Below are 24722 nucleotides of genomic sequence, written 5' to 3'. Positions count from 1 at the left end.
TGGAACCGAACATTTGAGTGCTTCTCACGATTCGGACGCCAACGGGACGATCGCTCAGGGCGGCATCTGCGTCTGTCGGAGGGATGCCTTCCACGGCGTCCATTGAACGCGCAGGGAGACGCTTGCCATGCCCGCCGAAACCCAATGGGTGGTCTAACGTTGCAAAGTGGACGTGACCGGCACGTCCCTCCGAAAGCGGACCTGGCAAGCAGGTTCCCCCGGGTTGAATTTCGCTTCGACGCAAACCCGTGTGAACGTCCGCGTCCCCCTCGTTTGAGAAAGAGTGGGGATGTGTCAGCGTTGGTGGTTATTGTCCCAGCGGCCTTGTCGGGTATAGGATTGGGCAATCCCAGGACGGATCTCGCCATCGGAGTTCGGGCCATCGGAATCCGTTTGTCATTTCCACGACCCGCGGGCACGAAGATGACAGGCCCGTTTCAACCTCCAGCCGGACCTCTGGAGACCGGGAAGAAATCTTCAATGGGAATGAGAAGAAACGTTGTGCCATTTTCGTCAGGCGCGAAGGATATGGCCATGGTTTTGTGGAGACCTTCCAATCCCACGATCCGGATCGCCGACAATTCCCAGCGGTGTCGAGATCGGGTGCCACAAAGCGGATTCCTGAGGTATGGTCGCTCGTGGCTTTTACTTGCCATATTTGTGTGCACGCTCAATTTAGTTTCTTTTGGTTGTGCCAATAAAGGTTTGACTATGGAAGCAGCACCCTTTGCAGTGCGTCATCCTGTTCCGGATTTGCCAGAAGACGTGGAATGGTTGAATACCGCGGGGCCGCTGCGATGGGAAGACCTTCGCGGCAAATTTGTCCTTCTCGACTTCTGGACATACTGCTGCATCAACTGCATGCACATCATTCCCGAGTTGAAGAAGCTGGAGGCCAAGTATCCGCGGGAACTGGTGGTAATCGGCGTACACTCTGCGAAGTTCGATGAAGAGCGCGACACGGACAACATCAAGCAGGCCATCTTGCGCTACGGAATCGAGCATCCGGTCATCAACGACCGCAACATGACAATTTGGCGGCGGTTTGGTGTTAACGCCTGGCCGACGCTGGTTCTGATCGATCCCGAAGGCTTTGTCGTTTGGGGTGAAAGCGGAGAGACCACGTTCGAGGCGTTGGATCGGCTCCTGCGGCCCGCAATTGCATACTACGACAAACGCGGCACTCTCGACCGCACCCCGATTCATTTCGAGACGCTTGCCCGCCGCGTTGAACCCACTCCGTTGCGGTTTCCCGGCAAAATTCTCGTCGATTCTTCGGGAAAACGGCTCTTCATAGCGGATTCCGGGCATCATCGGATTGTCGTGACCACCCTGGAGGGAGATCTTCTCGCCGTGATTGGGTCGGGGGAGCCGGGCCTCCGGAACGGGACGTTCGAGGCAGCCCAGTTTTCCAGTCCTCAGGGAATGGCACTCCTGGGCCAAATCCTTTTAGTAGCAGATACCGAAAACCATGCGATCCGCGCGGTGGATCTGGAAAAACGCGTTGTGCGAACAGTCGCGGGAACGGGTCGTCAACTGCGCCGCCCCCCACCCGCGCGCATGGGAGCTCCTCTTACCACCGAATTGAGCAGCCCATGGGATCTGTGCATCGTGAGAGAGTGGATCTACATCGCGATGGCGGGATGTCACCAGATTTGGCGGATGGATACGCAGTTCAGCCGGATTGGTCCGTATGCGGGAAATGCCCGTGAGGATATCGTCGACGGGCCGCTTCTCCCGCCATCACCGTACGCTTTGGGGTTCGCTTCGTTCGCACAGCCCAGTGGGCTGGCCACCGATGGTCGATGGCTCTATGTGGCTGACAGCGAAGGAAGTTCCATCCGTGCCGTGCCGCTGCAGGCAGGCGGTGAGGTTCGAACGGTGGTGGGAACCGCCCGTTTGATGGCTGCGCGGCTGTTTACGTTTGGGGATCGGGACGGGCCCGCCCCTCAGGTCCTGCTTCAGCACCCGATAGGTCTGTGCTATGCAGGGAAATTTCTCTATGTGGCCGATACGTACAACAACAAAATCAAGCGGGTGCATCCCGAGACTGGGGAGACCGTGACCGTGGCCGGTGAGACCCAGCCGGGCAACAGCGACGATCCACCCCGTTTCGATGAGCCGGCTGGGATTTCACCTGCTTCGGACTCGGTTCTTTACGTGGCTGATACGAATAATCACGCGATACGGCGAATTGAGCTTGCGCCGGCGGTTCGGGGCATCACGGTGGCGATCAAAGGTCTGCAGGCACCTCAAATCAAACGTGAAAGTGAGCCACCTTTCGCTGACGTTCCCTTCATCACCCAGGAAAAAGTCTCGGTACGTTCGGAATCACCACTGAAAATTCGCCTTGATCTCCGGTTCCCTCCGGACCACGGTTTGAATCCGGCCATGCCGGTGGAGATTCGGGTTCGGCGATTGCAGCAGTCTGGAACGTCAGCGTCCTCAGGGGACACGCGGCAGGGCTTTGAAGTCTTTCGGGTCACGCCGAAGGAAGGGCCTATCGAAGTCGAGCTCTCTCCGCTGGACTCCGGCACCACGACGCTTGAAGTTGTGGCCGTGTTTTACTGGTGCGAAAAGTCCGGCCGTGGTTTATGCCGCATTGGAATTCAAGGCTGGCGTCTGCCCGTTGAAGTTTCCGATGGTGGCGAGAGCACTTTGACCCTCGAATACACCGTGAATCGTTAGTGGATATTCATCCCTTTTGAATCCGCGCAAGGGCGCGCAGGAAGAACAGGCCGTCGGCCATGTACCGAGGAGCCAGCCGCCGGGGATCGCACAGAATCCGATAGGCCCATTCCAGACCGACGCGTTGAAGAAATCGCGGTGCCCGACGGACTTTCCTCGCGGCAAAATCCAGAGCGGCTCCGACCTGGACGGCGACCGGGACACCCAGTGCCTCGATACGCGAGGCCAGCCAGCGTTCACCCTTGGGTTGACCAAAGGCGGCAAAGAGGATTCGGGCCCCACTGTGCCTGATCCGGGCCAGTAACTCCGCTTCGCGCGCCGGTTCCAGGGTATCCAGCATCGGGGCCGCCGTCCCGGCGATGACCAAACGTGGGAACCTTTCGAGCAGTTTTCGTGCCGCTATTTCGGCAACTCCCGGGGTCCCTCCCAAAAGAAAGACAGGATAACCGCGAGAGGCCGCCAGCTCGGAAAGATCCCAAACAAGATCGGCACCGGTCACCCGTTCAGGCAGGGGACGCCCCATCCAGCGAGCCACCCAGAGGAGAGGCATTCCGTCGGCCACGATAAAGTCCGCTTTTTTGTTGATCTCTTTCAGATCGGGCCACCGTGCCGTCAGTCGGGCGTAGTGGAGATTGGCCGTGATGAAAAACGACGGCTGACCTCGGAGCACGAGCCAATCCACAAACTCGAGAACCTGGCTCTTTGTCCATGGGGAAATAGGCAGGCCCAGAACTTCCACCGGTTCAGGCAGAGCTGGCTTCTCCGGCAGTGCTGGAAAGTACGCCCCGGGAGGAAGGGGAAACGCCGCCTCAGCGTTCCCGCTCTCGATTGTCCACGGTTTGAGGACCAGGTCTGATTCAAATCGCGGAAAATTAGCTGGGGATAGGGGGATAACGGCCATCGTTTTCCACCGTAGCCGGAAGCTTGAAACTGGGTAGGACCATCTTTGGGAAGGATTTTCTCGCTGCCCAGAAAATGTGGCATACGGAAGAGAAATAGCAGGATAAAAAAACGGGAGAACTCGCTCCCGTCCAGTTTAGCCTACCGGCATGAGCGACAAATTCATACCAAACCGTTTTTCACCGCCCAGACGGCCGCCTGAGTCCGGTCCGTCACACCAATTTTTCTCAAAATGTGCTGGACGTGTTCCTTGACGGTTTCGTAGCTGATTTTGAGGGCCTGAGCGATCTCTTTGTTGGTCATTCCCCGGGCAAGGTGGCGCAGCACCTCGCTTTCCCGCTGAGTCAACGGAATATCGATGTTTCCCTGTGTCCGGGGCGTGGCCAGTCCCCCCGCCACCCGGCGAAGTTCTTCCCGGGTCCAGATACTTTCCCCGCGGGCGGCTGCCCGAATGGCCTCCAAAAGCTCGTCGCGTGTGCTGCTTTTAAGGAGATATCCCTGGGCACCGAAAGCAACCGCGCGGGCGACGTAGCTGGGGTTGTCGAATGTGGAGAGGATCAGAACCGGGAGATCGGGCTTTTCGAGCTTGATCCGACCCAGGGCATTGAGGCCATCGCCATGGGGCATCCGCACATCAAGGATGGCAACATCGACATCGTTGTTGCGCAGAAAGTTGACCGCGTCCTCGCCCGTTCCCGCTTCCCCGACGACCTCGATCTCCGTTCCCTGAAACATGGCGCGCAGGCCCACCCGCACCATCTCGTGGTCGTCAGCGATGAACACCCGAATTTTTTTGGGTTCAGTTTGTGCCTCGTTCATGGCCATGGATCTCCCAGCTTATATCCCCTTGAAGCGACGCCCCGCCAAGGCATCTGGCGCCCACCACGTCCCCCCTCAAACTGATGGTTGCCCTACCACCATGATAATCTTACCAGTTTGGCTCCTGGTGCGGTAGTGCCACACCACCAACTTGGGGAATTTGCGCGGCGGACTGGGGCCGAAAGAGAGGAACGTTTTCAAAACGGCCGTCTTGGGTGGGCCAAAAACTGTTGAATGAACCAGCGAGGCGGCACGCGCGGGACGGCGTCAATCTCCGGACCGCGGCTCGTGCTCTTTCAAGCTGTTCCCTGCGTCAGGCGGTGAGTTCTCCGGTACCGGGTGAGGTGACGTCGGAGCATACCGAGCACGAGGATCAAGGCGATAACGCCGGGTACCCACCATTTGCCCGTTCCATAAAGGATCCAGTATGAAACAAGCTTGAGGTATTCGCTTGTGACCATGAAGAACCCGTCGCCGGACTGCCACCACCGGCGGAGGTCGTAGCGTTCTGAAGGAGCCCCCACGAAGGTCACGCGGTCGGCCATGGGGCCCAGCAAATGGCGGACATTCCAGGCAGTCCGCCGGGTGTGGAGACTGTCGGTCACGATGATTACCCGAACGGAGGGCGATTCCGCCAGCACATCGCGCAAGGAAGTGATTTCATGAAAAGTCGCCGCATGATTGCCCCGCAACAGGACAATTCGGTCCTCCGGTACCCCCAAGCGCATCAGAAGGGCTTTTGTGAGTTCATGCTCGGCGGGTATGAGGGATCGGGTCCGTGAGGGGATGGGTCTGATTTCCGAGATGAGAATCCGATCCACCCAGCGCTTCCGGTACAAAACGGCAGCCAGCACGGGACGGTTTTCCACACCTCCTCCCATCACCATGGCGTAGTCAGCACGGCGCAGCGGACCGCTGACATCCAGCCAACTTGCCAGGTGGGGAAGCCACCACTGGTGTGCGGCGGCCAGACCGCCAACGACTCCCAGGACCACCAGAACGGCTATCCACCGACGGCTCATGGTGCGGGGTTTCCTTAGCTTTCCGGACATTCCGGTATCAGTCTGTCAAAATCGTCAAGTGATAATGGCTGCGGTGATACCACCGGCCGGGGTTCAATGAGAGAGTAAATGAGGTACAGATAACCCACCATGGTTCCCTTGATGCCTGCCCGGCAACGCCACCAGTTTTGCGCGGAAAACAGCGGATGGGGCACCCCCACGAGGGTGACACGGCGATAGACGTCGTCACCCATGGCGGATCGAAGGACCAGCGAAGTACTTCTTCCGCCAAATTCTTCCACAAAAAAGACTACATCCGTATCGGGATGCCGTTTGAGGTAGTTCGCCACCGCCTGTGCTTCGTACCATAAACCCGCTTGATCGGGTTTGAGTTCGATCACCCGCTCGGGAGGAATACCGTAGTCCTTGAGGGCCGACCGTAGCACTTCCACCATGGGCGGGAGGACGCCCAGCTCTACAAGTCGGCTCGGCCATCCTTCTGTAAAGATAACAACGGCGTCCGGATTTTGGCGGAGAATCGCCGCGGCTTGCGAAATTGCGTCTTCGGTAGGCAGAGAGTGCCCGTCCGAACTGCGGATCCAAACAACATCCGCCGCACCCGGATGCGAGTTCGTCGGTGCCAAAAGGGGATAGACGAGCAGGGGCAGCCACTGTCGGTGGAAAATCACCCCAAGGACGAAGAGCAGGGCGACTGCTAAAAGCGAACCGCGACGCCAGCGAGGACAGCAAGCGGCCCGCCCCGGGTGAGTGGACGCACTCTCGCCCACGGGAGCGACCGTCTGGCCGGCAGTGTCACTAACGTGGGGCGATTCCATTAACACTTATCCAAGAGGCCAAAGCGACGAACAGCGGTAGTGATACAGCCAGTTCAATGCCCTATTGTAGCTGGTCGACTGCCCAAAGCGGCAGGGAGCCATGGATGGATCACGGACACCACCAGGGATCGTCGCAGCAATCGGGGTTTCCGGGGGGACAACTGGCTGGATCGCACGTCCCGCAGACGTTGATCGCTTCAACCGCTTGGGAGAGATCGTTGAGCTCGCTGAGCAGGGCATTTCGCACGGCCGCCAGTCCGCCGATAATTCCGATCACTAGGAGCGAAATGAGGAGGATCCACTCGAAACTGAGTACGCCACGACGAAGTGAGCGCCGACGACCCGACGAGGAGAGGTGACTCATAGACCGCTTACTCCTGGCGACAAAAACTAGCCTGAACCAAAATCGCTTCGCGATGGGGAACCTCAGACGCCACCAACACTCGTCCATTAGAGCAGCACGTCGCGTGCCGAAACGACGCTAAACTCTCAAAACCTGGCCGAGGCGCTTAAAAAGAAGGTGGGCTGCGAGCCGAATATCCCAGGATGTTGCTGGAATGAAACGTTCATCCAGCGCGATGTTGCCCAATGGGAACGGGCAAGCCGACAACGATGACTTCACCGCAACCACATTGAACGTGGATTGGTCAACCTTTCTTTCGCCGCCGGAAAAAAGTTCCCGTCCCGAAGACTAACGAGCCTCCAAGAAAAGACGCGAGAGCAACAAGGCTGCCCGGCTCGGGCACAACCGTCACATCGCCGTCAGCGTCGTGCGAAAACGGGGCAAAGCGGTACCGTACATGATTTTTCGCTTCCACGTGGTTGTACGCGTCAAAGTGTACATTCACACCGTGAGCACTCGAGCCATCTGAGAAAGTGATGGTTACCTCATAAACGTTGATTTGACCTGTCTTCGGACCTGGCGGAGGCACGCTGTTGATGAAATCGCCGATGGGCGAATCGGAGAGCGTAAAGTCCCCCAGAAGCCATTCCTGCCATACGACACCCTCACCGTAAATCCCATGAGCGGGGAGCGGTGAACCATCTCCCAGAGCCGGCCGAGTTCCTTCCGCACCGTACTGAAGGAAGGTGGGAGGGGGTGGCGTCGAAGGATCGGTGAATCCAAATAGCCCCCCTGTGGTGGTCGGAGTGATGGTCACGGCAAGATCGACGCCGTTTGCCCGGTAGACGGCCGAATAAGCCATGGAAAGGCGCACTTCCTCGATAGGTCCCTGAGAGGTGTTACCAATGATCCACAACCGGAATGGTGCGCCTGCCGAAGAACCCGGCGGTGCCAGGTACCAGCTTTCTGTCACCGTGTCGTAAAGTCCGCCTTCGAGATAGATCTGCAGGGTCGGTTCCGCGAAAACCCGTGCTTTTCCTGCCCATCCCCCTAGCACGAGCACGACGCCGACGAAAATGCTTAAGTAGAAACCATGGTTGCGCAACATTGCAGGTTGCGCAACATTGCATTGCCTGCATCTCTCGTTAAAAACCGAACGTGCCGCTCCGTCGAAGTAATCAATTCTGAAATCAATTCATGATTTCTATTTGCCCGATGGCGGTCCCAACATTTTCATTAGCCCCCGGCGAGTGTTATCGCCACCGCCTGAAATATAGTCTGGCCAAACCAAGAAACAATACCCCACTTGAGGGGGCGAATGCCGATACGCTTGATCCATGTCGGCCCTCGCCGCGCATTTTTTAAAGAAACCCTCTTATAAAAGCGTAGTACAGAAACCCGGGCGAATACCCCACGGTGGGGCGCGCCCGCTCCACGTAAGCTTTTCGCATTCCGATTGTCAGTTATTGCCGCCGCCTCGCGCACGCATGGCATCGTATAAATTCGGCGGGAGAAGTTTTTGCGGCGGGATCGGTTCACACCATCTTCCCGTCAGCTCGGCGACCGGAGGTAACGAGGGGACAGCCTGAGCGGCATCACTCACGTTAAGGCCAACCACATTGATCGCGTCAATCCCCAAACTCGCGGGCCAGCGGACAGGTCGCTGGGTGCGAATGCACCAGAAGGTTTCACCTCCGGCGGTGTGATTGCCCCGCATGCCCCCGCCACTCGAAGCAAACAGGCGGCTTCCAATGCCCGCATCGATATCGGTGAAAAGATTTTCGTATGGCGCCCAGCGGTGGTGATCGAAACAGAGGTCGATGCCGCGTCCTGAGCAAAACACGCATCCAATGGAACTCTGCACAGTCAGATCGTGTATGAATCGGGTATTGATCTCAAAATCCCGGCAGAGGCAGTCTGAAGCTCGGCCGAAAGTAATGCCGTGGTGGCCGGTGTAATGGCCGGATGGCGAGGCCCTTTCCGGATCGGCCTCCAAGCGAATCTTCTCCAAAGTGCAGAAATAACCCGAAACAAACGGACCATTATCAGCATTGCGAATCACCAGGTCTCTCAACCAGCAATGGGCAGCATAGCGCGTGATCTCCACCGGATTCAGGCCCACCTCCTTGAAATGTCCGGCGTATTGACGCACTGGGAAATCAAAGGTGAGCCCTTCGACTCCGACATCTGTCACAGGTGGGACAAATCGCTCCACGGTTGGCCGCCATTCCCCACGGACGTCAAAACGCAACGGCCGATTCAAAACCACCGTTTGCCCCTCGCATCCAACGACGCGGAAAACCTGTTCCACGTACCAGTTGTCCAGTCCCGAAATATCGCCAGGCTGGCCGCGATAAAGGTAATTCAGGAGCGATTTCGCATCATCATCGCGGAGGGTAAGAAGAATTTCATCCCCCGGCCGAAAAGGATTCTTCTCCAGCGTGAGGGTTGTGTCCCCTCGCTTTTGGGATTTGATAACTTTCGTCACGTCTTTGGATTGAGTACGCGCGCCGCCAATGGAGATCAGTCCCCCCGCCCAGGACCAGTTGGTGGTGGGCTGATTACCATCGGTTTTGGAGGGTCGAGGATCGATTTCCACGCCGGGTCTGGTGAAGACGAGGACGGTTTGCTCCGGCCCCGCCCCTTGCAGCACAGTGTTTGAATTGCGGATGTAAAGAATGTCCCGCAAAATATACTTTCCGGGTGGGATGAAAACAATTTTGCCTTTTCCGGCCTCGAGGGCGTGTTTAAAGGCCGCCGTGTCATCGGTTTGTCCGTCACCTTTGGCCCCGAAATCCTTGACCGACACCCGTTCCTGAGGCCTTCTGTAGGTCTCCGAGCCCCAACGGTATCCTGCCCAGGTGAAATCCGGAAGCCGACTGTAGGGCGACCAGAGCGCTCCGTTTTTGCCCCAAAGTTTGGAAAACTGCTGAGCCTCTTGCGTTTTCCCGATAGGTGGTGGGGTCAGAGTCACGACCACGAGAAGAGAAAGAACGCTCAACCGGCCAACGGATGGTCGGGAATGTGGCTCTGCCCAGAAAGCCGTCATTGTTTTCAGCCACCGCATAGATTTTCTCCCCTGGATGCGCGACTCGAAAGAACCCGCAAGTTAAATGGAAGGCATTCACGCGTGTTGGACCGCCCAATTGATGACGAAATCGCGACACTTGGCGACGTCTTCAAGCAGTTGCGGCGAATCGTGCTCGTATTCGATGGTCATGACGCCTCGAAAGTTTTGCCGGGCCAACTCTTCCAGGACGCGATCATAGTGGGCCGCTCCCGTGCCCAGAGGAACATCCCGGGAACCAACCACCCCGCATTCCGCCACGTCCTTCAAGTGAAGGGTAATGATGCGCCCTTCCAGCAGCTTCAGGCACGCGACGGGATCCAGGCCCGAGCGGACCCAGTGTCCCGTGTCTGCGCACGCTCCAATTCGGTGGCTACGTTTTTCCACTGCCCCCAGCACGTTCTTAGGATGCCAGTAGTGAGAACTGGGTGACTGGGGATGATTGTGGATGGCCAGCGTGAGACCGTACTCGGCCAGGAGTTCGTCCAGCATGGGGAGCGAGTCGGCAGGCGGTTCGGCCACGACGGTCTGGCAGCCCATCTCTTTCGCGAATGAAAACACTTTCCGTGCCTGATCTTGATCGTTGCCAAGGTTCGCATAGAAGTTGGGCATTGTTATGCCGAGTTGGGCCATTTTCTGCCTCATTTCCGCACGTTTGTCGGGAGGAAGGGCCTCACTTGTGACGAGGCCAGGCTGGCGCGCATCAAGGGGCAGGAAAAAGCACGGTTCCACGGCTTTGATCCCCAGAGCCGCGATTTTTTCGATCGCCTCATAAAAAGGAAATCTTCGGAATGTGTAGAGTTGGCAAGCAAGTTTCCAGCCACGTTTTTCCAGGGCCTGCCCCGAGCCAGCCACTTCCTCAGCCAAAAGTCCAGTCCCAAGAAGGGACCGACTCCCAATGGCCATCGTCCCGCACATTAGCAGTCCCCTCAAAACGCTACGTCGCGAATAGCCGGTAGAAGCATGGGAATTCGTCATGGCAGCACCTTATTCTCTTTTGCGTGCTCAAAAATGTCGTCACATCGTCCGCCCCATTAGGATAGTCAGTCCACGTTCGGAAAGCCAGTTCTCCGGCACAGGCCAGGACGCGACAGGCATGACATGAGTTCATGTTGCAACGGGCAGGCGATCCGACAGGCCCCCGATCGCCGAAACGCATTCTCTCGGATGGTAGGGGCAATTCATGAATTGCCCCTACCGCTTAGCGTCGTTCCATCTGCACCGACGGAAGGTTGTGAAGGCTAAAGCCTTCACGAAGAAAGCGGCGATAAATCGCCGCACTCCATGGAGTGCGGGGCTTTAGCCCCGCTTTCGGCGCGGGACTTCAGTCCCCGGCGAAAGGGAACGAATGATCCAACATTGAACGGCGGACGTGACAAGCACGTCCCTCCGAAGATGCCGATCTGACAAGCACGTCCCTCCGGAAAAAGGCCGGAGGGGCACGCTTGTCGTGCCCGGTGAAGCAAAATCGATGGTCCAACGTTGGAAAAAGCGGACCTGACAAGCGGTTCCCTCCGACGACGTAGGACACTTCATGAATTTCCCCTAGAACCCATTGTGCCCGTGGCATGTCGTCGGGTTTTGCAAAGTGGGGATGAATTAGGTCCCACAGAGGTGACGGGACGAGCGGCCTCACTGTTAACCTTGGGCTTGGGCATCACTCGGTTACTTGACAGCAGTCAAAAGGCCATCTACGATGGAAGTTAAATGCTGAAAAAACCCGCCGTTAGTTTCCCGCCCAATTCCCCGGGCTTGTCCCCGCTGGGTTCTTTCGTCAGGGAGAGGACGCTCGCTGCACGGGGGTTTTGCAGCGCCTTAGGGTTCGGTTTTGTGTGTCTGTGGTATCCGTTTTTCCCGTTCAATTTGCTTCCGGATGGAGGTCTTTTTATGGGTTTTGAGTTGTCTCGTAAGAAAAGTTGTGCGCGCTCGGCGTTTACACTCGTGGAACTGCTTGTAGTGATCGCCATTATCGGAATTTTAATCGCCCTTTTGTTACCGGCGGTTCAGGCTGCGCGGGAAGCCGCGCGACGCACGCAATGCGTGAACAACCTCAAGCAGCTCGCGCTGGCGATGCAAAATTATCATGATGTGTACAATCGGTTTCCCGCTCGCCAGGCCGGTTCCGGAGATCAGAATTCCAACAGCAACACAACGCATCGAGGGCGTCTGAGTGGTTGGGCCGCGGTGACTCCGTTTATCGAGCAGCAGTCGCTCTATGACCAGATCTACGCTCTTCCCAATCAGGCACCATGGAACGGCACAACCTGGTACAACGCCGTGATTCCAGCCCTCAATTGCCCCAGCGATCCGACCAATGTGACGCCCACGGGAACCGCCCGAGGAACATTGAGCTACTGCATGAACGGCGGTGATTCGCCCATTGATAGCTTCAACGCACCACCCACAAGTGCCCAAAACCGTGGGGTGTTTCACGTCTTCAGTTGGTCATCGATGGCGGATATTACTGATGGGACGAGCAACACGGCCCTGCTCTCCGAGCGTGTTCGACCGAAGGCTCAGAACTCTCTTGGCAACGTTGTGGGATTGGCGCTCGGTACAAATCCATTAACCTGTCGGGCTGCTTATGATCCAGCTCAAAAGAAATACGTGACGGGAAGCTTCACCACCGATACGGCACCTGGATTCCGCTGGGCGGACGGTGCGGCATGGTTTGCTGGCTTTACCACGATTCTTCCGCCCAATTCAGCTTCCTGTGCCAATGCAGCCAGCCACTGGGAACGGGGTATTTACACCCCCAGCAGTCGTCATCCCGGTGGTGTCAACGTGGCATTCGCTGACGGATCCGTGCGATTCGTTACCGAAACCGTTGACACAGGGAACCTGGGAACCGACTTTCCATCGCCAACCGCGGGTGGCGTGAGCCCGTACGGCGTTTGGGGCGCTCTGGGGACCAAGGCTGGCGGAGAGCCGAGTTCGGAATTCTGATCGCGAGATTTCCTGAGTTGATCCCCATTCCATCTCGATGCTTGGGGATCGCATTCCGTGGTTTTTTTCCTCGCGACATTTCTGGCCAATCGCGCCGGCCAAATCGTCGGGCTTAAGAGAGCGGTCGCAAGACCAGCGAAAAGCTCTCTTGAGGCTGTCTCGAGTGGCGGCATGACGCACCTCCTTGCCCGGCCTGCGCTAGCAGGCCGGCTTGTATTGTTCCATCGCTGCAGGCGAAACGGTGACTGAGGTTTATCGATACTCAACCTGCCAAAGAAGTCGAGCTTTAGGAGAAAAGCATGCTGACGGCGCGTAACTGGAGACCTTCCGTGGGAAAAGCGGCTGCTGTTGGTGTTATCGTCGCTTTGTCGCTTTGCTTGAGTGGCTGTGGCAGCGGCAAGCGCGCCGTGCCGGGGCGTCCCAAGACCGTGCCCGTAAAAGTGACGGTCAAGTACAAGGGCCAACCGGTAGCTGAGGCAAACGTCCAATTCCTGCCCACGTCTGGAGGCCATGCCGCTACAGGGATGACGGATGCTCAAGGTGTGGCACGCCTGACGACATTCGAGAAGAACGACGGGGTTGTACCGGGCAGCTATCGGGTCACTATCCGGAAATCGGTCCTGGTGGAAGGTGGAAGCACGGATCCTGACGCACCGCCCGTCCCCGCCAAATATCGTGACGAACTCCCCACGAAATATGCGGCACCAGAAACGTCAGGCCTAACAGCCGAAGTCACGGAGTCCACCACCGAGTTCACGTTCGAACTAACGGATTAAAAAGATCCCGGTCCCACGCCTGGGCGATTCCACCCGGCAGGGGCCCTTGCCCGGCTATCGCACAATCTCGGGGGGCGTGGAAATCATCGCCCCTCTTTCATCCACCACATCCAGGTAATATGCGGACAACTGTTCGGAAGGCAGTTCTGCCACCACGCGGTTCTGCTCCAGCCTGGCGGGGATGGACGTCCACTGACGGTCCTGCCACCGACCACCGTCGACGGTGTAATTCAGATGGGCTTGCTTCACAGGTACGACCGACGTCACCTCGGCCCAGACCGTCCGGTCCTCACGGTGGAGAGAAGAGAGCCGGGGTAACGGTTGTCCTCCTTTGAGCAGGGCGTCGGCGAAAAGGCCGATTTCTCGCGGCGCCCAACCGTCGGGATGGCTGTGCTTCATGCGGACTTCGATGCGAATGTATTTCTCTCCCGGTACGAGGTCGTAGGATTTGCGATAGCTGTCAAGCGGGTAGGCGAAATCGTTTGTGCCGTTAAGGAAAAAGATCGGACATCGCACGCGACCGAGATATTGGGAAGGGTCGAAAAAGCGGACCCATCGTTCACGCTGTTCCGGTGACATCTTTTCAAATCGGGGAAGCCACACGCTGTTCTCGTGGAGGAATCCGCATCCGTAAACGGGAATGGCCAGTCGAAAACGGCTATCCACTCCAGCCACGATGCATGTGAGATAACCGCCCCAACTGATCCCGGTGACACCGATGCGATCAGCATCGATTTGAGGCAGACTCCGCAGGAGTGAATGTGCCCGAATCACCGCCGCCACCGCATGGTATGTCCACATTTCGGTAACTGAATTCTCGTCGAAAGAACGAAACTTGGAATCGTCGGATTGATCAGGGCCACCATCCGGTAAACGCTGCCGTTGGGGGCCACAACCGGCCAGGTCCATGGAGATCGCCGCGTATCCACGCTCCGCCCACAGTCGGACCCACTCCGGAAACGCCGTGCCGCCACCTCCGTGGACACACACCATGGCAGGAAAGGGACCGGTTCCCGGCGGCTGAGCGTAAACGGCGTACACGCGGGTCGGTCTTCCCTGAAAAGGCTCTCCCTGGTAGAAGAGTTCGCGGACCCCGTCTTTTTCCTCGCCCCATTCCACAGTCGGGGGCTGAAAGAGGAGATCGGTATCCCATGGGCCGATCTTCTCCGCCGGCAGGTTTGCGCCAAAAAGGAGCGCCAGGGCAAATGCAACTGTCACGGCTCGGGCGGCCAGTCGCCCGCTACCACGCCCTGTATAGGTCATGGCATGCCTCCTTTTTTAGGTTTTCATGAATCATAGACGTAGGCCGACAGGTGCGGTCAGCCGCAGATTAGAGGATAGCCTCCTACTCGACGGCAGGCAGTTCAGCGAGGGCCTGATCGATTTGTTCCTGTGGCAATTCGTAGTCTTCCAGCTCTCCGGCCAGATAGCGCTCGTAAGCGCCCAGGTCGCAAATTCCGTGGCCACTCAGATTGAAGAGAATGCACTTCTCTTCGCCGGTTTCCTTGCATTTCAGGGCCTCGATAATCGCCGCCCGAATGGCGTGCGAGGTTTCCGGTGCCGGGATGATTCCCTCCGTGGCGGCAAAGAGCCTGGCGGCCTCGAAGCATTCCCGTTGATGGAGGGCCACAGCTTCCACCAGGCCCAGTTTGACGGCGAAGCTCACCATCGGGGCCATTCCATGATATCGCAGTCCACCCGCATGAATGCCGGCTGGCACAAAGCTGTGTCCCAGCGTGTGCATCTTGAGCAACGGTGTGAGCATCGAGGTGTCGCCGAAATCGTAGCGGTACATGCCTCGGGTGAGCGAGGGACAGGCCTTCGGCTCTGCCGCCACAAAACGCATTTCCTTTCCTGCCAGTTTGTGGCGGAGGAACGGGAAAGCCAAGCCAGCAAAATTGCTTCCGCCGCCGACGCAGCCGATGACAACATCTGGCCAATCGCCGAACTCTTTCATCTGTTTTTCGGCCTCAAGACCGATGACGGTCTGATGGAGCATCACGTGGTTGAGAACGCTCCCCAGTGTGTAATTGGTGTCGTCGTTCTTGAGGGCAACTTCGACGGCTTCGCTAATGGCGATTCCCAGGCTTCCGGGACAGTTGGGGTCGCTGGCGAGGATCTTGCGCCCGCATTCCGTCTCCTCCGAGGGACTCGGCGTTACCGTGGCTCCCCACAACTGCATCATGACACGTCGATAAGGTTTCTGGTGATAGCTCACCTTGACCATATAAACCTTGCACTCCAGCCCAAAGAAGGAGCAGGCAAACGCCAGAGAAGATCCCCACTGGCCGGCACCTGTCTCCGTCGATAGGCGTCGGATTCCCTGAATCTTGTTGTAGTAAGCCTGGGCAACCGCTGTGTTAGGCTTGTGACTTCCGGGCGGGCTGTGACTTTCGTCTTTGAAGTAAATCCGAGCAGGGGTTTTCAGCGCCTTTTCCAGATTGCGAGCGCGAACGAGGGGCGTGGGACGCCATAGGGCGTACACCCGGCGCACTTCGTCGGGAATGCCGATCCATCGCTCCTGGCTGACTTCCTGCCGGATCAGCTCCTTCGCGAAAATGCGTTCCAAAGCGGCAGGATCCAGGGGTTCCTTGGTCAGCGGATGAATCGGCGGTGGAAGCGGTTCAGGCAGATCGGCCAGCAGGTTGTACCACTCTACAGGCAGGTCGCTTTCCGGCAGGAGAGACCGTTTCAGCTCCATACATCCTCCCTTCAGCAAATTCGCGCTGTACAGATTTGTTATGATGGCTCGCATCGCGCCGGGCCGGGCGCCACGCCCGGACAGGGCCAATCGTGTTCGGGCGAGAACCGTCGAAAACCTTATTTATACCATGATGCTTCACGGATTTCCGGGGGCAAATAAAAATTTCTGGTCCGTCGGTTTCGCCTCACTTGTCGGTTGACCGGCGATTTTCTCGTGACAGAATCGCGATCGGTCGGGGTGACACCCGACCCGCCCATCCGCCCACGGGCGCGACGTGTTCCACAGCCTCCACTGGAGGGACGCCTTCCGCGGCGTGCCGTTAATCCGGGTGAAACCGGCCCTTCTTGAGCCGGCCCTGAATGCGCTCTGGATCTCTTCTGCGACGGACGGTTCGGACCTGGAAACGTGTTGAATGCTTGGCGATCTTCCGACGGAGTGGGTCGCGGAGAAACGCCTCTTGCAGTACATTAATCGAGGTTTTTACAGCCATGGTCCGACGGGACCATGCGTTAGCGCAGAGCGATTCGTCATTTTCCGATGGGATGAAGCAAAATCTTTGCGGAGGGACTGCCTTTCATGTCGCGATCACCGAAATACGGTCAGTTGGGATTAGTATTGGCGTTCGCAGTAAGCATAGCCTGGTCGGCCAAGATTCACGCGACAGAGCGAGCGGTCGATCTATCCGGTGAGTGGTCCTTCCGACTGGATCCAGAGGATCGTGGCCGGGTAGAACGGTGGTACGACACCGCGTTGCCGGATCGCATCCAACTGCCGGGAATGCTTCAGGCGCAGGGATATGGCGATCCGCCTGGACCGGAGAGCCAATGGCTGGCGGGAATCGGATTGAAAAGGGCAAACGACTCTCTGTTCGCTCCTTACTGGACGCGTGAGAACTTTCGTTCTCCTTTTTTTCTGACTCCGCCGCGTCATTATGTCGGCCCGGCCTGGTACCAGCGGGAGGTAACAATTCCAGAAGATTGGCAGGGTGACCACATTGTCCTTTTCCTTGAGCGTGTCCACTGGCAGAGCACGCTCTGGATCGACGATCGAGAGGTGGGTTCCCAGAATTCCCTGGCCACGCCCCACGTTTATGATCTCTCGGAATACCTCACACCGGGAAAGCATCGCTTGACGATTTCCGTAGATAACCGTTACCTGATTCCGGTGGGCAAAAGCGCGCACAGCATTTCTGATGAGACCCAGGGGAACTGGAACGGGATTGTGGGACGCATGGAACTGCGTCGTCGTCCCCCGGTGTGGATCGATGACGTCCAGGTTTACCCCGATGTGGCCCAGCATGCGGTGGAGGTGAAAATCACCCTCGGAAATCGGACGGGCGTCAGCGGTCACGGGCAGTTGCTCCTGGCGGCCAGGGCACACGCCGCCCAGGCGGATTCTGCTCCAGCAGAACAATTCCGCGCACTGGAAATTCCCGTTCGATGGGACGCAGACGGCCTGCGCCAGCGGGTACGCTATTCCCTGGATGGCCGAGCAAGGTTTTGGGATGAATTTCATCCCGTTTTGTACGATCTGACGGTGGAGTTAAAAACCCAGGACCGTGGAGAAGGGACGTATCATGATGTGGAAACGGTGACATTTGGCTTGCGGCAATTGGAAGTCCGCGGAACTCAGTTTGTTCTCAACGGACGCCCCATCTTCCTCCGGGGCACACTGGAATGCTGCATTTTTCCCCGGGAAGGCCATCCTCCCACGGACGTGGAGTCCTGGAAGCGGATTCTTTCTGTGGCGCGGAGCTACGGCCTCAACCACCTGCGCTTTCATTCCTGGTGCCCACCGGAGGCCGCCTTTGTCGCGGCCGACGAAATGGGCTTTTACTACCAGGTGGAATGCTCCTGCTGGGCCTCGTTCGGCAATGGCGAACCGCAGGACGCGTTTGTGTACGCCGAGGCGGCACGCATTCGCAGGACGTATGGAAATCATCCTTCCTTCCTGTTGATGGTAGCGAGCAATGAGCCGGGCGGGCCCTCTGTGGCCAAGCGGGACGCCTTTCTTACCAAATGGGTGGAAACACAAAAGGCTGCCGATCCCAGACGCTGTTACTCGGCCGGCTCAGGTTGGCCTCAGTTACCAGCCAATCAATATCACGTCACACCGGCTCCGCGCCTTCAGGCCTGGGGACCTCTGCAGTTGAATAAACCAGGGCAAACCTGGCTCGACTACCGTGAATTTATCGCCAAAGCAGGAATTCCCGTCGTCAGCCACGAGATCGGTCAGTGGTGCGCTTACCCCAATGTGGTCTCCGAACCTGAGAAGTACACAGGGTTTTTCCGCGGGTCCAATATGGAGGTGTTTCGCGACATCCTGCAAAAGAAGGGCCTCTACGATCAGGCGGCGGATTTCATCCGGGCTTCCGGCCGATTTCAGGTGATCCTCTACAAGCAGGAGATCGAAGCCGCTTTGCGGACGCCGGGCATGGCCGGTTTTCAACTGCTGGATCTGCACGATTTTCCCGGACAGGGGACCGCTCCTGTCGGTGTGCTGGACGCGTTTTGGGAAAGCAAGGGGTACTGTTCTCCCGGGGAATATCGACGTTTCTGCAACAGCACCGTTCCACTGGCTCGGCTGAAAAAGTTCGTTTGGACCAACCAGGAGAAACTCGAATTCCAGCTCGATCTGGCCCATTACGGTCCGGAGGACCTCAGAGACGCCGTGCTGAAATGGGAATTGTGCCAAGAAAATCCGGAACCGCGGGTGATTGCGGCTGGGCAAACGGTCCCCCGGGATTATCCCACCGGTCAGCTCACCGAAGGGTCAGTGCAAAGTGTCGACCTTCGCAATGTGCCCGCGCCGGCCGTCCTCAGGCTGAAAGTATGCCTTGAGAATAGTGATGTGACCAATGACTGGAAAATTTGGGTTTATCCGGCCGAGGTTTCCACGGAGATCCCGGATCAAATTGCACTGGCCACAGATCCACACACGGCGTGGAGATTTGCCCAGGAGGGCAGAACCGTTCTTTTCATACCGGAGAGGAAATGGATTGGGGGAGATACGCTGGGGACATTCCAGCCGATTTTCTGGAACCGGATTACCTTTCCCACTCAAAAAGTGCATATGGTGGGAATACTTTGTGATCCTGAGCATCCTGCGCTCAAGGATTTTCCGACCGATTTTCATGCCGACTGGCAGTGGCAGGAGCTTCTCGACGCATGCACGCCGATGGTTCTGGACGGGTTAGCCCGGGATCTCCGCCCCATCGTTCAGGCCATCGATGACTGGTGCGAAGCCCGGAAGCTCGGGCTTCTGTGGGAAGCGAGGGTTGGAAACGGTCGGCTTTTGGTGTGTTCAATGGACGTGCTGCATGATTTATCCACACGAGTGGTTGCCCGCCAACTGAGAAGCAGTCTCATTCGTTACATGCTTTCCGAGAATTTCCAGCCGGCGGTCACGGTTACCGAGGTACAGTGGCAAACCCTGTGGCGTAAGCCGCGTCTCCTCGAAACCCTTGGCGCGAAGGCCACCGCCGACAGCTTCCAACCAGGCTACGAACCGACTTTGGCGATTGACGGTGATCCGCAGACGATGTGGCATACCGCCTGGGACCCGGTGGCCGCGCCCCCGCCGCATGAAATCATCGTTGATTTGGGGCAGCCTGTGCTCATGGCCGGGATGAGAGTCCTACCCCGGCAGGACAGCAATCCTAACGGGCGAATTGCTGAATTTGCTGTCTTTCTGAGCGATGACGGCCAGGCCTGGGGCGATGCCATTGTTCGGGGCACCTGGGACGGCCGAGCGATCGAAAGAGTTATCCGCTTCCCACAGTCGATCCGAGCCCGATTCCTCAAACTCGTTGCCTTGAAGGAAATTCGCGGCCAGCCTTTCACCTCAATTGCCGAGATCGACATCATTCCGGCCGATCAGCGTTGAGAACTATTAAAGACTATAGGCTTCTGGGGCAATTGCGGCGGCGGGGTCACGTTCCGCCAGATGGCGGCCCAACAGTAGTGTCTGTTGTGTGGCCTGTACGGGACTAGCTGGTATCAAGATTACAGCTTTTCTGGAAAGTTGCACGTGGGATTTGGTGTAATTGTGCTCGAGCTTTTGATTCCGGATCCGTCGGTGGATTCGCGGGATGCAAAGTCAACGATTCTTCAGACGTTTTCTCACGCCTCCAAATTCATGACCTATAGTTTCTGCGAATGGAGTCGCTATCCGCTGGCAAGCCAGCCCGGCACTCGGCTCCGCAAAGAACAGCCAAGAAGGCCTCGACAGTTTCCGAGAGAGTCTTCTCGTGAGCCGTGTGCCCTATTTTCGACCACGTTGGCCATTCAAAGACGTCCTTTGTTGTGATCGTGTGTCAGTCGTCGATCGCGATGCATCGCGAGACGCACCCTAATGGCAGTGGTTGCGGTGAAAGTCTCAAGAACGGCGTTAACATTTCAGGGAGTTGTGAAGACCATGCGATTGCGCACCAAAGCCTATTTGCTTATTGGGTTTATTGGTTTGTTGATGGTAACGGTCTCCGCGGTGGGATGGTACGCATTAGCTACGCTGGACAGAGCGCTCCATGACGTGGCAGAACATCAAATCCCCACCCTGGTCGAGCACAAAATCAACCCGCTCATCAACGAGCAAGTGGGAGCGCTCATATCCCAGGATTTGCCGGAAGTCGCGGGACGCTACGAGAGCATCACTCTCATGCTGAATGCTGACCGGGATATGTACCAGGCACTTGTGGCGGAACGGGAAGCCCTCGCCGCCAGTACCCCTGAAGCATGGGAAAAAGCCAAGCAGGCCAGCGAGGAGAACCTCGGACAGGCCGAAGAGCGGGTGAAAAAGTCCCTCGAAAAATACGATTCGCCTACCCTCCGCGAGCTTTATCAGAAATTCCAGGAGGCTTTTCAGGCGTGGAAATCTGTGACCAGCGAGGTCGTAGCCAAAGCGGCTCACCCTGATCAGCGCGAGGCCGCCACGGAAATTAGCAGGGCTGCCTCGGTGGCCCATTTTGATGAGGCCCGGCATATCCTCGATGTGATGCAGGATGAACAACAGGCGCAGATCGAACGGGTACTGAAAGCAACTGCCGAGCGAAATAGCATGATCGCGGCAAATCAGCGCTATCCAGACGACTGCAGCGCAGACCGAGGAGATCAGCCATCGGATCCGAAGTGAGGCGCGCCGCACATTGTTCGTTTTCCTAGGTTCCATTTTGGTTGGTGGGCTCGTGTGCATGGGTGGCGTCTTTTATCTAATTCGCAAGACGCTTCGCCAGATTCGCACCACCACGGAATTGCTCCGCGATATTGCAGAGGGTGAGGGTGATTTGACGAAGCGTCTCCCCGCCGTTACGCGCGACGAATTCGGTGAGCTGGCGATGTGGTTTAATCGATTCATCGATCGCTTGGAGGCTCTCGTGGCCAGCGTGGTGGAGAGCGGCCACCAATTTGCCGAGGGGTCACAGATTGTGGCCACGCGCTCTCAGGATATTGCAGCGGGCGCACAAAACCAGGTTGAAGCGATTGAATCGGTGACCCGCTCTGTCCAAACACTCAACCAGTTGATTCAGGAGATTCAGCAGAAGGCTATGGAGGCGGCGGCACAGGCCCGGAATACCGATCAACTGGCTCACACGGGGGCTCAGTCGGTCGAGAAATCTATGGAATCGATGGAATTGATTCGGTCAAGTGCCAATCAAATCAGCGAGATCATCGGTGTGATTTCGGACATCGCCAGCCAGACCAATCTGCTCGCGCTCAACGCGGCGATTGAAGCGGCCCGGGCCGGTGAGCACGGCATGGGCTTCGCCGTGGTGGCCGACGAGGTCCGCAAGCTGGCAGAACGCTGCAACCGCGCTGCCAGCCAGATCACGACGCTCATCAAGGAGTCCACGGAACGGATTGTGGAGGGGGCACAACTGAGCGAACAGGTGGGAGGAGCCCTCCAGAAGATTGTGGCGGCCGTGGAAAGCACCTCTCAAATGATCTCCGAAATTGCAGAGGTGACACAGCAGCAGACCGCCATCGCTCAGCAGGTTGTTCAGGCAATCGGATCGGTGGCTGCCATCACGCAGGAAGCCTCCGCGGGCACCTCCGAACTTGCCTCGTGCAGTGAAGAGCTGGGCGCCCAGGCCACGGCTCTGCGGTCGCTCGTTGCTCGATTCAAGACCCGTGGCGAGCTGGCCCATCAAAGCTGATTGTTCTTCCCCCGGCAGCCGGCCGCGTAAGCCCCAAATTTCCCAAACCTCGGTACCCAAGAAGGACTGCCCGATTCCTGCCGACGAGCGCCCCGCCAGTCAACCCCGGGGCGCTCGGTTTATTTCGCAATCACGCGGGTTTGAGACATCCCCACTTTTGGTCTGCCGATGGGGACGAGGTCGTTCGAAGCGATTCACGTCGGAGCGGGATTCAGCTCGCAGGGACCTCCTTGTCAGGTGCAATCCCGGAGGGACGTGCGTGTCAGGTCCGCCATTCGACATTGGATCATCCATTTGCCTTCGGCGGGGACTGAAGTCCCGCGCTGAAAGCGGAGCTAAAGCCCCGCACTCCACATCTCGGAGGGATATGCTCGTCAGGTCCGCTTCCCAGCGTGAGATGACGCATTGCGTTTCGCCGGGCACGAGAAGCGTGCCTCTCCGTGTTCACCGGATACCGTGGAAGACGCCCCTCCAACAGACGCAGATGCCGTCCTGAGCGATCGTCCCGTTGATCTCCGAATCCTGAGAAGCGCTCGAATGTTCGGTTCCATTTGCGGGCCCATTTCATCCGGGCCCTGGGACTGGTAGGGGCAGTTCATGAATTGCCCCTACAGCACGTTGCGCCCGTGGCATCTCGTGGGTTTTTGCAAAACTGCGGATGGGGCAACAACCGGGTGGCTTGCATGCGGCTTTCTGCGGACACACAATAGGCGCTGTTTTGTGAAGCGCGCTTCCACCTTGGAAGCGACGGTGTCGGTTGGTGTTTTGAACAAGGAGACCGCGACAATGCAACGCGTGTGGCACCACTGGAGAAGTGTCCTGCTGTTAACCGGCCTGTGTTGGGTGGGATGGGCCCTCACCGCAGCCCGGGCGGACGTTAAACCGATGGCCCTGTTTTCCGACCATGCTGTCCTGCAACAGCAGATGCCGATTCCTGTCTGGGGGACAGCCGATCCGGGCGAAGAGGTGACTGTTACTCTGGGCGATCAAAAAGTTTCCACCAAAGCAGACGAACACGGGCGGTGGATGGTCAAACTTCAGGCCGTGCCCGCGGGCGGACCGTACGAGCTGAAAATTCAGGGCAAGAATGAAATTGTCCTCAAAGATGTTATGATCGGAGAGGTTTGGATTTGCAGCGGACAATCGAATATGCAATGGCCGGTGCGGGCGTCAGCCAACGCCGAAGAAGAAATCGCCAACTCGGCCAATCCCATGATTCGGCTGTTCACCGTGCCCCGCCAGGCCAAGCCCGAACCGCAGACCGACGTGAACGGAGCCTGGGCAGTCTGTGGTCCGGACACGGTGGCGGACTTCTCCGCTGTGGGTTACTTTTTCGGACGCAGCCTGCAAAAGAAGCTCGGGGTGGCTGTGGGATTGATCAACACCTCGTATGGCGGGACGCCGGCCGAGGCCTGGACGAACTGGCACAAACTCATCAATATGCCTGAGCTTTCCCCCATCGTGGACCGCTTCCGCGATGCGCTGGCCAAGTATCCCGAGAATATGAAGAAGTACGAGGAGGCCATGGCGGAATACCGCCAACAGGCTCGCCAGGCCAAGGAAAAGGGTGAGCAGTTCAATCGACGGCCTCCCAGCCCTCCGATGGGACCGGAACATCCGCACAGTCCCGGTGGCTTGTACAACGCCATGGTCGCGCCGCTCATCCCATATGCCATTCGCGGGGCTATCTGGTATCAGGGGGAATCGAATGCGGGGCGGGCCTACCAGTACCGCACACTCTTCCCGGCAATGATTGCCTCCTGGCGGGAAGCGTGGAATCAGGGAGACTTTCCCTTCCTCTTCGTGCAACTAGCTCCCTTCATGAAAATTGAAACGGAGCCGACCGAAAGTGCCTGGGCGGAACTCCGCGAGGCACAGCTTTTGACCATGCTCAATACCCGCAATACGGCGATGGCTGTTATCACTGACGTGGGTGAGGAAGACGATATTCACCCCAAAAAGAAGCAGCCGGTCGGTGAACGCCTCGCCATTGCCGCAAGGGCGCTGGCCTACGGTGAAGATATCGAGTACTCGGGCCCCATCTACGACCACATGGAAGTTCAGGGCAACAAGGTGATCCTCCATTTCACCCATGTGGACGGCGGATTGGTCTGCAAGGGTGACAAGTTGACGGGCTTCACGATCTGCGGCGAAGATCGAAAATTCGTCAACGCGGAGGCAGAGATTCAGGGCGACACCGTCGTCGTGTGGAGCCCGCAGGTGGAAAAGCCGGTCGCCGTGCGGTTTGGTTGGGCCAACTATCCAGTGGTCAATCTCTGGAATAAAGCGGGATTGCCAGCCAGCCCATTCCGCACCGACGACTTCCCGGGCGTGACGAAGGATGCCCAATGAGTCAACGTCTCACCATCCTTGGCGTGTGAGGCGCGAACAGCATCTCCACATCGCGGGGACGGCACAGTTGCCGTCCCCGTTTGATTTGGCCTGGTCGGTGCAAAAAATCAGCACTCCGGTGTTTGATTTCCGCCCATTT

Annotated in this window: 17 protein-coding genes; 7 read left to right on the top strand and 10 right to left on the bottom strand. The window is 57.8% G+C overall.

What is annotated here, in order from left to right; translation table 11 throughout:
• The first annotated feature begins 711 nt into the window (after window positions 1-711).
• The gene (locus THTE_RS11065; protein WP_095416861.1) at window positions 712-2688 is read left to right on the top strand and encodes a thioredoxin-like domain-containing protein; all 1977 of its coding nucleotides are present in this window, start codon (window positions 712-714) and stop codon (window positions 2686-2688) included.
• Between the two features lie 7 nt (window positions 2689-2695).
• Here THTE_RS11065 and THTE_RS11060 read toward each other — a convergent pair whose 3' ends face one another.
• From THTE_RS11060 to THTE_RS11025, 8 genes are all read right to left on the bottom strand, one after another.
• Window positions 2696-3589, bottom strand: a complete 894-nt coding sequence (locus THTE_RS11060) for a WecB/TagA/CpsF family glycosyltransferase (RefSeq protein ID WP_095415499.1) — start codon at window positions 3587-3589, stop codon at window positions 2696-2698.
• Window positions 3590-3750: 161 nt separating this feature from the next.
• Complete coding sequence (locus THTE_RS11055) at window positions 3751-4407, bottom strand: response regulator (RefSeq protein ID WP_095415498.1); 657 nt, start codon at window positions 4405-4407, stop codon at window positions 3751-3753.
• A 296-nt stretch (window positions 4408-4703) separates the two neighbouring features.
• On the bottom strand, window positions 4704-5429 hold the full coding sequence (locus THTE_RS11050; RefSeq protein ID WP_157732031.1) for a YdcF family protein: 726 nt from the start codon (window positions 5427-5429) through the stop codon (window positions 4704-4706).
• Window positions 5430-5443: 14 nt separating this feature from the next.
• The gene (locus THTE_RS11045; protein ID WP_095415496.1) at window positions 5444-6244 is read right to left on the bottom strand and encodes a hypothetical protein; all 801 of its coding nucleotides are present in this window, start codon (window positions 6242-6244) and stop codon (window positions 5444-5446) included.
• A gap of 109 nt (window positions 6245-6353) precedes the next feature.
• Entirely contained in the window at window positions 6354-6608 is a 255-nt protein-coding gene (locus THTE_RS11040) for a hypothetical protein (RefSeq protein WP_095415495.1), read from the bottom strand.
• 283 nt (window positions 6609-6891) lie between these two features.
• Window positions 6892-7695 carry a choice-of-anchor N protein gene (locus THTE_RS11035; RefSeq protein ID WP_095415494.1) on the bottom strand — a complete coding sequence of 268 codons (804 nt, stop codon included), beginning with the start codon at window positions 7693-7695 and terminating at the stop codon, window positions 6892-6894.
• A gap of 351 nt (window positions 7696-8046) precedes the next feature.
• Window positions 8047-9654 carry a glycosyl hydrolase family 28-related protein gene (locus THTE_RS11030; protein WP_095415493.1) on the bottom strand — a complete coding sequence of 536 codons (1608 nt, stop codon included), beginning with the start codon at window positions 9652-9654 and terminating at the stop codon, window positions 8047-8049.
• A 57-nt stretch (window positions 9655-9711) separates the two neighbouring features.
• On the bottom strand, window positions 9712-10632 hold the full coding sequence (locus tag THTE_RS11025; protein ID WP_095415492.1) for a sugar phosphate isomerase/epimerase family protein: 921 nt from the start codon (window positions 10630-10632) through the stop codon (window positions 9712-9714).
• 909 nt (window positions 10633-11541) lie between these two features.
• Here THTE_RS11025 and THTE_RS11020 point away from each other — a divergent pair.
• Both THTE_RS11020 and THTE_RS11015 read left to right on the top strand, forming a co-directional pair.
• Window positions 11542-12600, top strand: a complete 1059-nt coding sequence (locus tag THTE_RS11020) for a DUF1559 family PulG-like putative transporter (RefSeq protein ID WP_095416860.1) — start codon at window positions 11542-11544, stop codon at window positions 12598-12600.
• A 299-nt stretch (window positions 12601-12899) separates the two neighbouring features.
• Window positions 12900-13376, top strand: a complete 477-nt coding sequence (locus THTE_RS11015) for a carboxypeptidase-like regulatory domain-containing protein (RefSeq protein WP_095415491.1) — start codon at window positions 12900-12902, stop codon at window positions 13374-13376.
• 54 nt (window positions 13377-13430) lie between these two features.
• Here the strand turns inward: THTE_RS11015 and THTE_RS11010 are convergent, their stop codons facing one another.
• Window positions 13431-14639: an acetylxylan esterase gene (locus tag THTE_RS11010; protein ID WP_095415490.1), complete on the bottom strand. Its 1209-nt coding sequence runs from the start codon at window positions 14637-14639 to the stop codon at window positions 13431-13433.
• Between the two features lie 82 nt (window positions 14640-14721).
• Window positions 14722-16077 (bottom strand): TrpB-like pyridoxal phosphate-dependent enzyme, encoded by a 1356-nt coding sequence (locus tag THTE_RS11005; RefSeq protein ID WP_095415489.1) that lies wholly within the window; start codon window positions 16075-16077, stop codon window positions 14722-14724.
• Window positions 16078-16656: 579 nt separating this feature from the next.
• Between THTE_RS11005 and THTE_RS11000 the strand changes: the two genes are divergently transcribed.
• From THTE_RS11000 to THTE_RS10980, 4 genes are all read left to right on the top strand, one after another.
• A complete protein-coding gene (locus tag THTE_RS11000; protein WP_095415488.1) occupies window positions 16657-19965 on the top strand; it encodes a discoidin domain-containing protein in 3309 nt (1102 codons plus the stop codon).
• 531 nt (window positions 19966-20496) lie between these two features.
• The gene (locus THTE_RS10990) at window positions 20497-21210 is read left to right on the top strand and encodes an MCP four helix bundle domain-containing protein (RefSeq protein ID WP_095415486.1); all 714 of its coding nucleotides are present in this window, start codon (window positions 20497-20499) and stop codon (window positions 21208-21210) included.
• Window positions 21211-21268: 58 nt separating this feature from the next.
• Window positions 21269-22231, top strand: coding sequence for a methyl-accepting chemotaxis protein (locus THTE_RS10985; RefSeq protein ID WP_095415485.1), 963 nt, complete (start codon window positions 21269-21271; stop codon window positions 22229-22231).
• A 786-nt stretch (window positions 22232-23017) separates the two neighbouring features.
• A complete protein-coding gene (locus tag THTE_RS10980) occupies window positions 23018-24583 on the top strand; it encodes a sialate O-acetylesterase (protein ID WP_095415484.1) in 1566 nt (521 codons plus the stop codon).
• Window positions 24584-24722: the final 139 nt, after the last annotated feature.

The organism is Thermogutta terrifontis (assembly GCF_002277955.1).
Lineage (GTDB): Bacteria > Planctomycetota > Planctomycetia > Pirellulales > Thermoguttaceae > Thermogutta > Thermogutta terrifontis.
This window is presented reverse-complemented; position numbering and strand designations above follow the sequence as displayed.